The 15,770-nt window shown below is 69.6% G+C and carries 14 protein-coding genes; 9 read left to right on the forward strand and 5 right to left on the reverse strand.

What is annotated here, in order from left to right:
* Positions 1-26 precede the first annotated feature (26 nt).
* The 7 genes from hutC to ACQZ13_RS07700 all read left to right on the forward strand — a co-directional run bounded on the left by hutC (position 27) and on the right by ACQZ13_RS07700 (position 8,315).
* Entirely contained in the window at positions 27-758 is a 732-nt protein-coding gene (gene hutC / locus ACQZ13_RS07670; protein ID WP_431050741.1) for a histidine utilization repressor, read from the forward strand.
* A gap of 122 nt (positions 759-880) precedes the next feature.
* The gene (locus ACQZ13_RS07675; protein ID WP_431050743.1) at positions 881-1,435 is read left to right on the forward strand and encodes a HutD/Ves family protein; all 555 of its coding nucleotides are present in this window, start codon (positions 881-883) and stop codon (positions 1,433-1,435) included.
* The gene (gene hutI, locus ACQZ13_RS07680; protein ID WP_431050745.1) at positions 1,432-2,661 is read left to right on the forward strand and encodes an imidazolonepropionase; all 1,230 of its coding nucleotides are present in this window, start codon (positions 1,432-1,434) and stop codon (positions 2,659-2,661) included. The genes ACQZ13_RS07675 and hutI overlap by 4 nt, the downstream gene beginning before the upstream one ends.
* A 102-nt stretch (positions 2,662-2,763) precedes the next feature.
* Positions 2,764-3,588, forward strand: a complete 825-nt coding sequence (gene hutG / locus ACQZ13_RS07685) for an N-formylglutamate deformylase (RefSeq protein WP_431050747.1) — start codon at positions 2,764-2,766, stop codon at positions 3,586-3,588.
* Positions 3,585-4,940, forward strand: a complete 1,356-nt coding sequence (hutF, locus tag ACQZ13_RS07690) for a formimidoylglutamate deiminase (RefSeq protein WP_431050749.1) — start codon at positions 3,585-3,587, stop codon at positions 4,938-4,940. The genes hutG and hutF overlap by 4 nt, the downstream gene beginning before the upstream one ends.
* A 138-nt stretch (positions 4,941-5,078) precedes the next feature.
* Positions 5,079-6,635 (forward strand): methyl-accepting chemotaxis protein, encoded by a 1,557-nt coding sequence (locus ACQZ13_RS07695; protein WP_088403218.1) that lies wholly within the window; start codon positions 5,079-5,081, stop codon positions 6,633-6,635.
* Between the two features lie 123 nt (positions 6,636-6,758).
* Positions 6,759-8,315, forward strand: a complete 1,557-nt coding sequence (locus ACQZ13_RS07700; protein WP_431050752.1) for a methyl-accepting chemotaxis protein — start codon at positions 6,759-6,761, stop codon at positions 8,313-8,315.
* Between the two features lie 63 nt (positions 8,316-8,378).
* Here ACQZ13_RS07700 and ACQZ13_RS07705 read toward each other — a convergent pair whose 3' ends face one another.
* Positions 8,379-10,061, reverse strand: a complete 1,683-nt coding sequence (locus ACQZ13_RS07705; protein WP_431050754.1) for a diguanylate cyclase — start codon at positions 10,059-10,061, stop codon at positions 8,379-8,381.
* A 110-nt stretch (positions 10,062-10,171) separates the two neighbouring features.
* On the opposite strand from ACQZ13_RS07705, the gene ACQZ13_RS07710 reads away from it, so the two are divergent.
* Together ACQZ13_RS07710 and ACQZ13_RS07715 are read left to right on the forward strand one after the other, a co-directional pair.
* The gene (locus tag ACQZ13_RS07710) at positions 10,172-11,128 is read left to right on the forward strand and encodes a DUF429 domain-containing protein (protein WP_431050756.1); all 957 of its coding nucleotides are present in this window, start codon (positions 10,172-10,174) and stop codon (positions 11,126-11,128) included.
* Entirely contained in the window at positions 11,125-12,057 is a 933-nt protein-coding gene (locus ACQZ13_RS07715; protein WP_431050758.1) for a ketopantoate reductase family protein, read from the forward strand. Before ACQZ13_RS07710 ends, ACQZ13_RS07715 begins: the two co-directional genes overlap by 4 nt.
* Positions 12,058-12,178: 121 nt before the next feature.
* On the opposite strand, the gene ACQZ13_RS07720 is transcribed toward ACQZ13_RS07715, so the two are convergent.
* The 4 genes from ACQZ13_RS07720 to ACQZ13_RS07735 form a co-directional block, all read right to left on the reverse strand.
* A complete protein-coding gene (locus tag ACQZ13_RS07720; protein WP_431050760.1) occupies positions 12,179-12,670 on the reverse strand; it encodes a Csu type fimbrial protein in 492 nt (163 codons plus the stop codon).
* Between the two features lie 331 nt (positions 12,671-13,001).
* Positions 13,002-13,922, reverse strand: a complete 921-nt coding sequence (gene rocF, locus ACQZ13_RS07725) for an arginase (protein ID WP_431050762.1) — start codon at positions 13,920-13,922, stop codon at positions 13,002-13,004.
* A gap of 43 nt (positions 13,923-13,965) precedes the next feature.
* Entirely contained in the window at positions 13,966-14,922 is a 957-nt protein-coding gene (locus ACQZ13_RS07730) for an LOG family protein (RefSeq protein WP_431050764.1), read from the reverse strand.
* Between the two features lie 96 nt (positions 14,923-15,018).
* A complete protein-coding gene (locus ACQZ13_RS07735) occupies positions 15,019-15,768 on the reverse strand; it encodes a HesA/MoeB/ThiF family protein (RefSeq protein ID WP_431050766.1) in 750 nt (249 codons plus the stop codon).
* Positions 15,769-15,770 lie beyond the last annotated feature (2 nt).

Below are 15,770 nucleotides of genomic sequence, written 5' to 3' on the forward strand. Positions count from 1 at the left end.
AGTACAGTCAAGTAGGATCCCGCCCCATGGCGACCCCCTCATCGAGCGCGGCCGGCGGCCCGGCGCCGCAATACCTGAAGGTCAAGACGCATCTGCGCGAAGGCATCGCCGGCGGGCGCTGGCGTCCGGGCGAGCGCCTGCCGTCGGAGGCGGAGCTGACCGAGACCTTCGGCGTCAGCCGGATGACGGTGAACCGCGCGCTGCGCGAGCTGCATCAGGAAGGGATGATCGAGCGGGTGCAGGGCGTGGGCACCTTCGTCGCGCAGCTGCACCGGATCGCGTCGACGCTGACGGTGCGCGACGTCCACGAGGAGATCGCCGAACGCGGCCACCGTCACGAGGCCAAGGTCCACGTGCTCGAATCGTTGAAGGCGAGCGCCGAACAGGCGGCGATGCTGGGGCTGCGCGCCGGCGCGACCTTGTTTCACAGCGTGATCGTGCACCGCGAGAACGGCGTCGCGATCCAGTGCGAGGACCGCCTCGTCAATCCGGCTTGCGCACCGGCCTACATGGCGCAGGATTTCGAGCGGGTGACGCCGACGCATTACCTCCTCGAAGTCGCCCCGCTGTCGGAGGCGCGCTATACGATCGAGGCGGCGATGCCCAATGCCCTCGAGGCGAGGCTGCTCGGCATGCCGCGCGGCGAACCCTGTCTCGTGGTGAAGCGCGCGACCTCGAGCCTGGGCCGCACGGTGACGGCGGTGCGACTGGTGCATCCGGCCAGCCGGTATTTCCTTGAAGGCAGCTTCCAGGCGTGACGTTGTTCACGAGTGGACGGGCCAGTTGTAGCAGGAGAGCGGATGTGACGTTTCGTGACGTGACGCGGTGGATGAGTCTTCGAAAATCCCGGGCTTCGACAAAAACCAACAAGCTGCCGGACATGAGCTGGATGAGGATCACCGCCGATGATGTCGCGCCCACCCCGTGGCGCAACGGGGGAGGGCAGACGCGCGAGTTGCTGGCGTGGCCGCACGTGGCGGACTGGAAGGTCCGCGTCAGCATCGCCGACATCGAGCGCGACGGGCCGTTCTCGGCCTTCCCGGGCGTGGACCGCTGGTTCGGCGTGCTCTCGGGCGGCGGGGTGATCCTGCGCGGCCGCGCGCTCAAGCCCAACGAGGGCATCGTGCAGTTCCCCGGCGAGGACGCGCCGAACTGCGTCCTCATCGACGGTCCGACGCAGGACTTCAACGCGATGCATCGTCGCGACGCGGGCGTGTTCCGCGTGCAGCCCGCGGACCGGCCCGTGATCCCGCACGGCGCGCAATGGTTGGGCCTGTTCACGCAGGAGGGCGGCATGATCGTCCACGGCCATCGGTCGGTGCCGCTGGCGCCGCACACCCTCGCCTGGTGCGAGTCGCCGGCCTCGCAGAGCTGCGTCTTCGACGACGGCGATCAACACGGCCCCGCGTGGTGGCTGATCTGGAGCGAGTCATGACGCACGGGTCCTCGACGTCGCAGCGCGTGCTGTACGCCAACGCGACCCTCACCACCCTCGCGGGTGACCGCGACTGGGGCCTGGTGAGCGACGGCGCGATGCTTGTCGAGGGCGAACAACTGCGCTGGGTCGGCCCGATGGCGGATCTGCCGACCGACCTGCGCGACAGCGCGGTGGAGCTGCGCGACCTCGGCGGCCTGCTGGTGACGCCCGGCTTCATCGATTGCCACACGCATCTGGTCTACGGCGGCGAGCGCTCGGCGGAATTCGAGCTGCGCCTGCAAGGGGCGACCTACGAGGAGATCGCCCGCGCCGGCGGCGGCATCCGCTCGACGGTCGCCGCGACGCGGGCGGCGAGCGAAACCGACCTCCACGCGCTGGCGGTGCCGCGCGCCCGCGCGCTGATGGCCGAAGGGCTGACGACGCTGGAAGTGAAATCCGGTTACGGCCTGTCGCTGGCGGACGAGGCCAAGTGCCTGCGTGTCGCGCGCCAATTGGCTGATCTCGGCCTGACGGTGAAGACGACCTACCTCGGCGCGCATGCGCTGCCGCCGGAGTTCGACGGTCGCCAGGACGCGTACGTCGACGCCGTCTGCGCCTGGTTGCCGGAGCTGCATCAACAGGGACTGGTCGACGCCGTCGACGCCTTCTGCGAGCGCATCGGCTTGACGCCCGCGCAGACCCGTCGCGTGTTCGAGGCCGCTCAGGCACTCGGCCTGCCGGTGAAGCTGCACGCGGAGCAGTTGAGCGATCAGGGCGGCGCCGCACTCGCGGCCGAATTCAACGCGCTGTCCTGCGACCACCTCGAATACCTGAGCGACGCAGGCATCGCCGCGATGGCTCAGGCCGGGACGGTGGCGGTGCTGCTGCCCGGCGCCTTCTACTTCCTGCGCGAAACGAAGCTGCCGCCTGTCCAGGCGCTGCGCGACGCCGGCGTGCCGATCGCGCTGGCGACCGACCACAACCCGGGCAGTTCGCCGGGGCTGTCGCTGCTGCTGATGCTCAACATGGCCTGCACCTTCTTCCGGATGACGCCGGAGGAGGCGCTGCGCGGCCTCACGGCGAACGCGGCGCGGGCGCTCGGCTTGCCCGACCGCGGACGGCTGGCCGCCGGCCAGCGCGCTGACTTCTGCGTCTGGGACGCCGCGCATCCGCGGGAACTGGCCTATTGGTTCGGCCGCAATCCGCTGCGGCAGACGGTCGTCGGCGGCCGTCCGCGCAACTGAGTCGCGGCTGGGGCGCGCTTGAAGCGCGGTTGAGACAAGAACGGGGAGTCGAAGGGCGCCGCAGGGCCTGCCGCGACCTCCTGGAGACAAGAGGAACGAGCGATGAAGCACGACGTCTTTGAACTGCGGCGCGGCCGCACCCCGCTGCTGATCAGCATGCCGCACCTGGGCCGCGAGATCCCCGCCGACCAGCACCACCGCTACGTCGAGCGCGCGCTCGGCAGCGAGGACACGGACTGGCACCTGGAGCCGTTGTACGCGCCCATCGCCGAGCAGCTCGGCGCGGGACTGCTGGTGCCGCGCTTCTCGCGCTACCTGATCGACCTGAACCGACCGCCCGAGGACACGCCGATGTATCCCGGCGCGTCCAACACCGAGCTGTGCCCCACGCGCTTCTTCACCGGCGAGCCGCTGTACCGGGAGGGCCTCGCGCCCGATGCGGAGGAGAAGCAACGCCGCATCGAGACCTACTGGGCGCCGTACCACCAGGCGTTGCAGGGCGAACTGCAGCGGCTGCGCCAGGAACACGGCTTCGCGCTGCTGTTCGAGGCGCACAGCATCCGTTCGGAACTGCCCTGGCTCTTCGAGGGCCAACTGCCCGATCTGAACATCGGCACCGTCGAGGGCAAGGCCTGCAAGCAGGTCACGCGCCAGGCGATGGAGATCGCGCTGCAGGCGCAGGACCGCTTCAGCTGGGTCGTCGACGGGCGCTTCAAGGGCGGCTACATCACGCGTCAGTACGGGCGGCCGGAGCTCGGCCAGCAGGCCGTGCAACTCGAGATGTGCTACCGCTGCTACATGGTCGAGAACGACATGGGCTTCACCGGCTACGAGCTGGACGCGGCCTGCGTGGAGAGCGTCCGACCGGTGCTGACGACGCTGCTGCAGGCTTATCTGCTGGCCAATCCGACCCGGAACGCGCCATGAGTCCGACGACCTTCCATGCGCGTCTGGCGTGGCTCGACGGCCGCTGGCAGTCGGACGTGCTGATGCGCGTCGGGGCCGATGGACACTGGACGGAATTCGTCGCCGGAGAAGCGCCGCCGGCGGACGCCGTCCGTCTGGACGGCCCCGTGCTGCCGACGCTCGTCGACGCGCACAGCCACGCCTTCCAACGCGCTTTCGCCGGACTGTCCGAGCAGCGCGACAGCGACAGCGACGACTTCTGGTCCTGGCGCGACCGCATGTACGGCGTCGCGTTGCGCGTGACCCCGGCGCAGTTGAAGGCCATCGCCGCGCAGCTCTACACGGAGCTGCTGGCCGGCGGCTATACACAGGTCTGCGAATTCCACTACCTGCATCACCGCGAGGACGGCTCGCCCTACGGGGACGAGCTCGCGATGGCGATGGCCCTGGCCGAGGCGGCGCAGGAAACCGGCATCGGCCTCACGCTGCTGCCGGTGCTGTACGCGCATGCGGGTTTCGCGCAGAAGGGCCTGCGGGACACGCAGCGGCGCTTCCGCACCGATGCCGGCTGGGTCTGGCGCGCCTGCGAACGCATCAACGCGGCGGGCCTGCCGCTGGTGCGCGCCGGCGTCGCGGTGCACTCGTTGCGTGCGGCGCACGCCGAGGACGTGCGGGCGCTGCAGGCGCTCGTCGGCGACGCGGACATCCCCATCCACGTGCATGTCGCCGAGCAGCAGCAGGAAGTCGACGACTGCCTCGCGGCCACCGGGAAGCGGCCGATCGACCTGCTGGCCGACTACGGGCTGGATCCGCGCTGGCACCTGGTGCACGCCACGCACAGCACGCGGGACGAGATCGCGCGCATCGCCGCGAGCGGTGCGGGCGTTGTGATCTGCCCGGGCACCGAGGGCAACCTCGGTGACGGGCTGGCCGACCTGCCCGGTTGGCTGGACGCGGACGTGCCGCTGACGGTGGGCTCGGACAGCCAGGTCACGCGTGGCTGGGTCGAGGAGCTGCGTTGGCTGGAATACGGCCAGCGCCTGGGCCAGCAGCGGCGCAACGTCGCGGCGCGGCCGGGCCGGCAGCCGTCGACGGCGGCGCGCCTGTTCGACGCCTGCGTCGCGGGCAGCTCGCGGGCGGCAGGCCTGGACGTCTGGGGCCTGCGGATCGGCGCGCGCGCGGACTTCCTGGTGCTGGACACGACGTCCAGCGGCCTGGCCGGGCTGCCGGACGCCGCGCTGCTCGATGGTCTGGTCTTCGCCAGCCAGGGGCCGACCTGGCGCGAGGTCTACGTCGCCGGACAGCGGCGCGCCATCGACGATCCCGGCCGGCGCGAGCGCTTCGTCGACACCATGAACGCGCTCTGGCGCTGAGTCGCGCTCGTCACGACCCTGCCCATCACCGCTTTTCCGGCTCCCCACTTCCCCGGCCCACCCCCGTTTCCGCAGGATGTCCCGCAGGCATGCCGGCTGCTAGGCTTTTCCCACTCCTTCTACACAGTTGGGAATGCCATGTGGTCCATGCGTAACTTCACGATCCGGACGCGCCTCATGGCGCTCGGCCTGTTGTCGGTGTTCGCGCTGCTGCTGATAGGCGGCGACGGCCTGTGGGCGATGGCCCGCACCAAGCAGGACTTCGAGCACTACGTGAAGCAGGACGTCGAATCGCTGGTGCAGCTCTCCGAGATCCGCGCCGGCGTGGGTAACCTGCGGCGCTATGAGAAGGACATGCTGATCAACATCGGCGACGACGCCGCCGTGAGGCGCTACCAGGACGAATGGCGCAAGGCCTTCGAGGGCGTCAACCGGAGTCTGGACGCGATCGGGCAGCTCGACATCCTGCCGGAGATCAAGTCCATGCCGCCGGCGATGAAGGCCTCGCTGGGCAGCTACCGCAGCGGGCTCGACGGCATCGTGGCGCGCATCCTCAAGCAGGAGTTCGTCGATTCCGCCGAGGCCAACCGGCAGACGGAGCCGATCAAGGGCCCGGTCCGGGAGATGGACAAGCAGCTCGGCGACATGACGAAGGCGATCATGGAACGCGGCAACCAGGAGGTGCAGCGCATCGACGCCCAGGAGATCCGGACCCGGACGGCGCTGGGCGGCGTGATGCTGCTGGGCGTGGTGGTGATCGGGCTCTTCACCTTCTTCAACATCGGCTCGATCCTGACGCCGCTGGCGCAGGCGGTCAGCACGACCGAGCGCATCGCGCGCCAGGATCTGAGCGAACGCGTCGACGTGCTCGGCACCGACGAGACCGCCGCGATGATGCGCGGCGTGCAGGGGATGCAGACCTCGATCCGCGAGGTGGTGAGCGGCGTGCGCAGCGCCACCGACAGCATCGCGACGGCCTCGCGCGAGGTCGCGGCCGGGGCGCACGACCTGAGCTATCGCACGGAGCAGGCCGCGTCCAACCTCGAAGAGACGGCGTCCGCGATGGAGCAGCTCACCGCGAGCGTGCAGCACAACGCGGATTCGGCGCGGCAGGCCAACGCGCTGGCGGAAGAGGCGGCGGGAGCCGCCGGGCGCGGCGTCAACGTGGTCGGGGAAGTCGTTCAGACCATGGGGAAGATCAGCGCGTCCTCCGCGCGCATTGGCGACATCATCGGCACCATCGACGGGATCGCCTTCCAGACCAACATCCTCGCGTTGAACGCGGCCGTCGAGGCCGCCCGCGCCGGCGAGCAGGGCCGCGGCTTCGCCGTCGTCGCCGGAGAAGTCCGCACGCTCGCCCAACGCAGCGCGGAGGCCGCCAAGGAGATCAAGCAGCTGATCACCGCCAGCGGCGAAAGCGTCTCCAGCGGCGCCGCCCTCGTCGAGCGCGCCGGACAGACGATGAACGAGATCTCCGATTCGATCACCCGCGTCTCGCGCATCGTGGCCGAGATCAGCCACGCCACCACCGAGCAGAGCGGCGGCATCAACCAGATCGGATCGGCGATCTCGCAGCTGGACCAGATGACGCAGCAGAACGCGGCGCTCGTCGAAGAATCCGCCGCCGCGGCGCAGAGCCTGCAGCATCAGGCCGATGCGCTGTCGCAGTCGGTGGCGGTGTTCAAGCTCGGTTGAAGTGCCGTTCGTGACATCCGTTCGGGAGGACTCCACGGTTGACGGCGTATAGAGTGCACAGTCCTCAGGCGCTGGCACGGTGACTGCTAGGCTTTCCCCATCGATCCATCTCGTTGGGAAAACATGCAGTCGCTGCGCCACTACACGATCCGGACCCGCCTGCTGGGTCTGGGTCTCCTGTCCGTCCTTGCCCTCCTGCTCATCGGCGGCGCCGGCCTCTGGGCCATGGGCAGCTCCCGGTCCGACTTCCAGCAGTACGTCGCGCAGGACGTGAGCGCATTGACGCAGCTCTCCGAAGTCCGTGCGGGCATCGGCAACCTGCGCCGCTTCGAGAAGGACATGCTCATCAACATCGGCGACGACGGCACCGTCAAGCAGGCCCAGGCCGACTGGCAGAAGACCTACGCCGGCGTGATCCGCTCGCTCGACACGCTGTCGGCGCTGGAGACCAGCCCGGAGATCCGCAGCCTGCCGCCCAAGCTCAAGCAGTCGCTGGAAGCCTACAAGGCCGGCGTGGACGACATCGCCAAGCGCATCCTGAACGCCGACTTCGTCGACGCGGCCGAGGCGAACCGTTCGACCGACGCGATCAAGGCGCCCGTGCAGGCGATGGACAGCGGCGTCGGCGAGATGACGACGGCGATCCTGCAGCACGGCCAGGACGAGGTGCAACGGCTCGGCACGCGCGAACTGAGCGTGCGCGGCGTGCTCGGCGTGGTGATGGCCGTCGGCGTGGCGCTGATCGCGCTGCTGACGGTGCTGAACATCCGCTCCATCCTGGCGCCGCTGGCGCAGGCCGTGAGCACGACCGAACGCATCGCGCGCAAGGACCTGAGCCAGCCGGTCGAGGCCGAGGGCTCGGATGAGACCGCTGCGATGGCGCGCGGCGTGCAGGGCATGCAGGCGTCGATCCGCGAGGTCGTCAGCGGCGTGCGCAACGCCACCGACAGCATCGCCACGGCGTCGCGCGAGGTCGCCGCCGGTGCGCACGACCTGAGCCAGCGCACCGAACAGGCCGCGTCCAACCTGCAGGCTACCGCGTCGGCGATGGGGCAGCTCACGTCCAGCGTGCAGCACAACGCGGCGTCCGCCGGCGAGGCGAAGTCGCTGGCCGAGCAGGCCGCCGAAGTCGCCGTGCGCGGCGTCAGCGTGGTGGGCGAGGTCGTGCAGACGATGGGGAAGATCAGCACCTCGTCGGCGCGCATCGGCGACATCATCGGCACCATTGACGGGATTGCGTTCCAGACCAACATCCTGGCGTTGAACGCGGCGGTGGAAGCGGCACGGGCGGGCGAGCAGGGCCGCGGTTTCGCCGTCGTGGCGAGCGAGGTGCGCTCGCTGGCGCAGCGCAGCGCCGAGGCCGCCAAGGAGATCAAGCAGCTGATCACCGCCAGCGGAGAAAGCGTCTCCAGCGGCGCCGCGCTCGTGGAACGCGCCGGCCAGACGATCAACGAGATCTCCGACTCGATCTCGCGCGTGTCGCGCATCGTGGCGGAGATCAGCCATGCAACCGCCGAGCAGAGCGGCGGCATCAACCAGATCGGCTCGGCGATCTCGCAGCTGGACCAGATGACGCAGCAGAACGCGGCGCTCGTCGAGGAGTCCGCCGCCGCCGCGCAGAGCCTGCAGCATCAGGCCGACGCGCTGGCCCAGTCGGTGGCCGTCTTCAAGTTGAGCTGAACCCTGCCGAGTTGAACTGGGCTGGCCCGAGCCGGGCCGGTGCGGGCGCCGGGCTGAACCGGCTCAGCAGCTCATGAACTGCACGCGGTTGCGGCCCGCGTGCTTGGCCGCGTAGAGCGCCTGGTCGGCGGTTTCGACCAGCAGCGCCGGCTTGGCGGGCGGTTCGCCCGCGGCCAGGCCGATGGAGACGGTGACCTGCAACCCCTCCACGAGTTCTCCCCAGCCGTGGCTGGCGATCGCGGCGCGCAGGCGTTCGCAGATGTCCTGGGCCCGCTCCGGCGGCACCCCCACGAACACCAGCATGAATTCCTCGCCGCCGACGCGCGCCAGCAGGTCCGCGCTGCGCAGCTGACGCCGCAGCACCTGCGCGACCTTCTGCAGCGCCTGGTCGCCGACGCCGTGTCCGAAGGCGTCGTTGACGTGCTTGAAGTGGTCGATGTCGAGCAGCCCCAGCGAGATCGGCTTGTCCTCCTGCCTGGCTCTTTCGAGCAGCAGCGGCAGCGCGAATTCGGCGTGCCGGCGATTGTTGAGGCCCGTCAGCGCGTCCTCATGCGCCATGCGGCCGAGTTCCGCGGCCTGACGGCGCAGCCGCTGCTGTTCCTGTTCGGCGAGGTCCGCGCGTTCGCGCTCGCGCCGCAGGTCCTGCATCGCGTGCTCGGCGCGCGCCTGCGCCTGCTGGAACTCCTGACGGATCAGCATCGCCTCGGTCTGCAAGGCCATCGCGTTGCGCGCCGACTGGCGCTCCAGCGCGGTCAACTGCTCGTGGGCGGACAGGGCGCGTACCGCGTCGCCGCGGAGCTTGTAGCCGCGATAGATCGCCAGCGTGAGCTGCCGCCGCAGCCGCGCGGGCAGCGATTGCGGCGACTGCTGGCCCACCAGGTCCTGGAGCGTTTCGAGCGCCGGCAGCGCGTCCTGGGCGCCCGCGGCGTCGTCGCGCTTGAGCTGCAGCAGCGCCCGCTGCGCGCGCGCCTGCAACACCATGCCCGCGTAGCCGTGCCGTTGCGCCAGGCGCTCGTATTCATCGGCGATCTGGAGCGCCTCGTCGATCGCGCCGGTGCCGAGCTGCAACTCGACCAGGTTGGACAGCGACACGACGACCAGGAAGGGATTGCCTTCCTCCCGCACCAGCGTGGCCGCCCGCACCGCGTAGGGCTCGGCTTGCGCGAGCGCCTCGGCGGCCGCGGTCCGGTCCTCGTCCCGGATCGCCTCCGCATGCGCCTGCAGCCAGAAGTGGGCAAGGTTGTTCAGGCACGAAAGCAGCAGCTCGCGCTCGCCCGAAGCCTGCTGCTGGACGATCTCCAGCGCCTGCAGGGTGTGCTGGCAGGCCTGTTCGACCTGATCGGAGACCGCGAAGGCGACCGCCAGCCGGTTCAACGCCCAGGCTTCGCGCGCGGCATCCTCGGCGCGCCGCGCGGCCGCCAGCGCCTGCCAGCCGGCCTGCATGGCGTCCCGGCCCATCTGGAACTGCGCGTAGACGTAGCAGAGCTCGGTGAGCGCCTCGGCGGTCCAGAGGTCCTGGTCGGGGCCGTCGATCAGCCGGACCAGCGCAGCGGCTTCGCTCGCGCGTCGCAGCGCGCCCTGCAGATCGCCTTGCCGCGGCAGGTTGTGGGCGATGAGGATCAGCGCCCGCGCGCGGTCCCGCGCCGTGTCGGCCGCCACCAGGGACAGCTCCAAGGCATCGGTCGCGTCGCGGTACGCGCCGCGGCGGCTCAGATGCAGGGCTCGCGCCAGCTCGCGTTGGAACAAGGCGGACTCTCCTCCGTGAATGTCGTCGACCTCGATGCCGCAGCATTCGCCGCCGCATAGCGCACGTCAATGGCGGCACGCCCCAGTGGACGATGGATACAGTCGCAGGCATGTCAAAAGTCTCGAAAGCGCCACGCCCGTCCGGTCGCCCCGTCGAACCGCCGTCGCGCCGGGCATCGGGAGCGGCCACGGACGCCGTGGCGGTCCCGGTGGCGCCCCAGGTGGACCGGGCGCTGGTGGGCGTCGACTTCACCAGCGCGCCGACGACCCGCAAGCCGATCCGGTTGGCGTTCGGGCGTCGGCAAGGGAGCGTCCTGAAGCTGGAGCGGCAGGTGGCGATCGGGTCTCTGGACGATTTCGGGTCGTGGCTCGCGGAGCCGGGACCGTGGCTGGGCGGCTTCGACCTGCCGTTCGGGCTGCCGCGCGAGCTGGTCGAGACCCTGGCCTGGCCGTCCGAGTGGGCGCCGTTGATCGCGCACTATGCGAGCCTCTCCCGTGCCGAGATCCGGGACACCTTCGCCGCGTTCTGCGACGCGCGCCCGGTCGGCGGCAAATTCGCGCATCGCGCCTGCGACGGGCCCGCCGGCTCGTCGCCGAGCATGAAATGGGTCAATCCGCCCGTCGCCTACATGCTGCATGCCGGCGTGCCGCGTCTGGTGGCGGCGGGTGTGCATCTGCCGGGGCTCCATGACGGAGACGCCACGCGGGTGGCGCTGGAGGCCTATCCCGGCCTGCTGGCCCGCGAGTTGATCGGCACACGGAGCTACAAGAGCGACGATCGCGCCAAGCAGACGCCGGATCGCCTGATCGCCCGCAAGGACCTGATCGAGGCGCTCGAACAGGGACGAAGCCGTCTGGGCCTGCGCCTGAAGCTCAGTCACGCGCAGCGGGACGAGCTGGCCGACGACGGCAGCGGCGACAAGCTCGACGCCGTGCTGTGCCTGATGCAGGCGGCCTGGGCCGATGCACGTCCGGACTACGGCTTGCCCGCCGGCATGGACCCGCTGGAAGGCTGGATCGTCGGCGCACCGCTTCCCGAACCCCTCCTTGCAAGGATGACGCCATGACCCGCATCGATGACACCTCCGCCCCGCAGACGCCGCTTCAGGTGGCCGTGATGGGCGCCGGCGCGGTGGGCTGCTTCTTCGGCGGCATGCTGGCCCGCGCCGGCCACGACGTCACGCTGATCGGCCGTCCCAGCCACGTGGAAGCGATCCGCGACCGCGGCCTGCGCATGGAGACGCGGATGTTCGACGAACAGGTCCGCCTGCGCGCGGACACCGAGCCTTCCGCCGCGCGCGGTGCACAGGTGGTGCTGTTCTGCGTGAAGTCGACCGACACGGTGTCGGCCGCCCAGGACCTGGCGCCGTACATCGGCGCGGAGACGCTGCTGCTGTCGATGCAGAACGGCGTCGACAACGCCGAGCGGCTGCGCGAGACGGTGCCGCAACCGGTTTCGGCTGCGGTGGTCTACGTCGCGACGGAAATGGCCGGCCCCGGACACGTGAAGCACCACGGACGCGGCGAGCTGGTCATCGAGCCGGCGGCAGGCGCGCAGCGCCTCGCTCAAGCGTTGATCACGGCGGGCGTGCCCACCGAGGTGTCGGACAACGTGCGGGGCGCGCTCTGGTCCAAGCTGCTGATCAATTGCGCCTACAACGCGCTGTCCGCGCTGTCGCAGCAGCCCTACGGCGAGCTGGTGAAGGGGGAGGGCGTCTGGACGGTCATGGACCAGCTGGTCGACGAGGGTCTCGCGGTCGCCTCGGCGGACGGCGTCACCCTGGTCGGAGACGTCCGTGAGGCGGTGCGCAAGATCGCCGAAACGATGCCGGGCCAGTTCTCGTCGACCGCGCAGGACATGAGCCGCGGCAAGCGCACGGAGATCGACCACCTCAACGGTATCCTCGTGCGTCGCGGCGAGGCGCTGGGCGTGCCCACGCCAGCCAATCGGGTGCTGCACACGCTGGTCAGGCTTGCCGAACTCAGCCGGGACTGAGTCAAGGCGGAACGGGACTGCGCCGGGACTGAGCCGTCACCGAGCCGATCCCGAGCAGGACAGGCGTGAAAAAGCCGGGACGTGCCCGGCTTCGAAGGGGAGCGCGGCGCGAAGCCGCGGCTCAGTAGGTGATGGTCAGCGTGACCGTGTCGGAGTAGTTGCCGGGCACGATGCCGTTCAGCGACGGCAGGCGGCCGTAGACGGTCAACTGCTGCTGGCTGCCGGTGCCGGTGCCCCCATACACGCCGCTGCCGTTGCCGTCGCCCCAGACCTGGGTGCGGCCGGCGTCGAGGTAGAGCTGGTACGGCAGGCTGTTGTTGCCGCTCTTCATCACGCGCGATCCGAAGGCCGAGGCATTGCCCGCGTTGGCGCCAGCGCTCAGCGCGACGCTGTAGGGCGTGGTCTTCGTGCAGGTGACGTTGAGCGCGGTCGACGCATCCACCGGTCCGGGTGTCTGCAGCGGATCGATGGAGCCGCCGAAGGTCAGCGTGCTGCCGGTGACGTTGCAGGCGACCAGGATGGTGGCGCCGACCTGGAAGGTGCTTGAACCGGTCGACGGTGTGGCTGCGTGGCTGGGGTCGATGGAACCCACGATGGCCACGGCGATGGCCACGGTTCGCGAGAGAACTGATGACAACTGACGAGACAACATGGTGGAGTTCTTTTCAAGCATCGCAGGTGTCGGCGGGCTGCTGTGACCTCGGCGCGATGCGCTCCGATGTCGGGCCTCTGTGCCGTCCCTGGGTATCAATTGGACACGATTTTGTCAGTTTCGCTCCGTGAGCCACTTCACGGATCGTGGGCATCGACCTAGAGAGTTCCCCCGAACTGGGGAGGAGTCCTCCTCATTCTGCTTGGTATCGCAACCATCGCTGTCGGAAAGTGATCCAAGGACTCGGGTGTGACGGAAGTCTCACTCGACGCAGCTCCCCGTCATCCGCGCGTCACTTGCGCATCAGCGTGGACTTGCCGAACAGCGACTCCACCAGATCCACCGCCACCAGCGCCGTCTTGTTGCGGACGTCGAGCGCCGGGTTGAGTTCCATGATGTCCAGCGAGCCCAGCCGGCCCGTGTCCGCGATCATCTCCATGCACAGCTGCGCTTCGCGGTAGGTGGGACCGCCGGGAATCGTGGTGCCGACGCCAGGCGCGACGTCCGGATCGAGGAAGTCCACGTCGAAGCTCACATGCAGGTGGGTGTTGGCGTCCATGGTGGCCAGCGCCAGCTCCATCGTGTGACGCATGCCCATCTCGTCGATGTAGCGCATGTCGAACACTTCGAGTCCGACCTCGTGGACGAAGCGCTTCTCGCCTTCGTCGACGCTGCGGATGCCGATCTGGCGGATCCACTTCGGATCGATCGCCGGCACCTTGCCGCCGATCTCGATCAGTTCCTGCGGACCGTAGCCGCACAGGCAGGCGACCGGCATGCCGTGGATGTTGCCGCTGGGCGTGAGCTTGCTGGTGTTGAAGTCGGCATGCGCATCCAGCCACAGCACGCGCAGCTTCTTGCCGGTGTCGCGGCAGTGGTGGGCCACTGCGGCGATCGATCCCAGTCCCAGGCAGTGGTCGCCGCCGAGCAGCACGGACATGCGCCCGCTGTTGAGTTCCGCATAGACCGCGTCATGCACGGCCTGGTTCCAGGCCGTCACCTCGTCGAGGTGGCGGTAGCCTTCGGTCGGCGGCAACCAGGGATTGGAGGGACCCACGAGGTTGCCGCAGTCCTTGACCTCGACGCCGTGCGCCCGCAGCGCCTCCGCCAGTCCGGCGACCCGCAGGGCCTCCGGTCCCATGCTGGCGCCCCGGGCGCCGGCCCCCACGTCGGTGGGAGCGCCGATCAGGCTCACGTGTCGTGCTGCGGTCATGGTCCAACCTCTCTTGCTTGCTGGAAGGCCCCGGAGGGCCGGATCAGGTGCCGTCGGCCGGGACCGCGGCGGTCCCGGGATGGCTGTTGTTGCCGTTCGAACCGTTCGCGCCGTTCGATCCGTTGGTGGCGCCGCCGATGTCGTATTCCTTCATCAGCAAGGCCCAGGCCTCGTCGGCGGTCTCGACGTAGTGGAAAAGCTGCTCGTCGCCCGGGCTGATCATGCCGGTGTCGATCAGCAGCTCGAAATCGATCAGGCGCGACCAGAAGTCGCGTCCGAAAAGAAGGATCGGACGCCGGCGGCATTTGCCGGTCTGGATCAGCGTCAGCGTCTCGAAGAGTTCGTCCAGCGTCCCGTAGCCGCCGGGGAAAGCCGCCAGCGCCACCGACCGCATCAGGAAGTGCATCTTGCGCAGCCCGAAGTAGTGGAAGCGGAAGCAGAGCTCCGGCGTGATGTACTGGTTGGGGCGCTGCTCGTGCGGCAGCACGATGTTCAGGCCGATGCTGCGGCCGCCGGCCTCATGCGCGCCACGATTGCCCGCCTCCATGATGCCGGGACCGCCGCCGGTGACGACGTACAGCGGATGCGCGAAGTCCTTGGTCGTCTCGGTGACCAGACGGGCGAACTTGCGCGCCTCCTCGTAGTAGCCGCTCATCACCAGGCGGCGCTCGGCGCGCTGCACCGCCGCCTCGTCCTTGGCGGCGCGGGCCGCGTCGACGGCCGCTTGCGCCGCTTCGCGGTCCGCGATGCGCGCGCTGCCGAAGATCACCACCGTCGACTGGATGTTCAGCTCCTGCTGGATCAGCTCGGGTTTCAGCAGCTCAAGCTGCATGCGCACCGGGCGCAGTTCGGGCCGCACCAGGAAGTCCGTGTCGGTGAACGCGAGCTGGTAGGCCGCGGGCGGATTGGCGTCGAAGGCCGCGTCGAAGGCGGCCTGCTGCTGGGCTTCCTCCTGCGCCGAGGGGAAGTTGCGGGCGGTGAGTTTGTCGCTTCTGATCATGATTCGATGGCCCGAAAGCTTACGGGCGTTGCCACTTAATTTCTGTTCGTTCGCCAGCGCCGGACACGGCCGCAGGCGTCGGTTTGTTGCGCGGGGTCAGGTCGTGCCGCAGCACGGGCAGCGCGGATCGCGGGCCACCTTGAGGTCGGTCCATTCCATGCGCCGCGCGTCGAGCATCAGTAGCCGACCGGGCAAGGTCGAGCCCATGCCCGTCAGCAGCTTCAGGGCCTCCGCGGCCTGCATGCTGCCGATGATCCCGACCAGGGGCGCGAACACGCCCATCACCGCGCAGCGCTGCTCCTCGGGCGGCTGGTCTTCCGGGAACAGGCACGCGTAGCAGGGGAAGGCGCGGTCGCGGCTGTCGTAGACGCTCAGTTGCGCGTCGAAGCCCAGCGCGGCGCCCGAGACCAGCGGCTTGCCGTGCTTCACGCAGGCGGCGTTGACGAGGTGGCGCGTCGGGAAGTTGTCGGTGCAGTCCAGCACGACGTCGGCCTGCGGCACGAGTTCGTCGAGAAGGGCCGCATCGGCGCGCACGGTGACGGCACGGACGCGCGGTTCCGGATTGATCGCCGCGATGCCGGCGGCCGCCGATTCGGCCTTGGGCTGGTCCACGCGCGCCAGGCTGTGGGCGATCTGGCGCTGCAGATTCGTCACGTCGACGCGGTCGTGGTCCACCAGCGTGATGCGGCCGACGCCGGCCGTGCCCAGGAACAGCGCCGCCGGCGACCCCAGCCCGCCCGCGCCGATCACCAGCGCGTGCGCATCCAGCAGGCGCTGCTGGCCCTCGACGCCGATGTCGTCCAGCAGGATGTGGCGCGAGTAGCGCAGCAGTTGGTCGTCATCCATGG

It is taken from the genome of Roseateles sp. L2-2 (assembly GCF_050613215.1).
In the GTDB taxonomy this organism is placed as follows: domain Bacteria; phylum Pseudomonadota; class Gammaproteobacteria; order Burkholderiales; family Burkholderiaceae_C; genus Roseateles; species Roseateles noduli.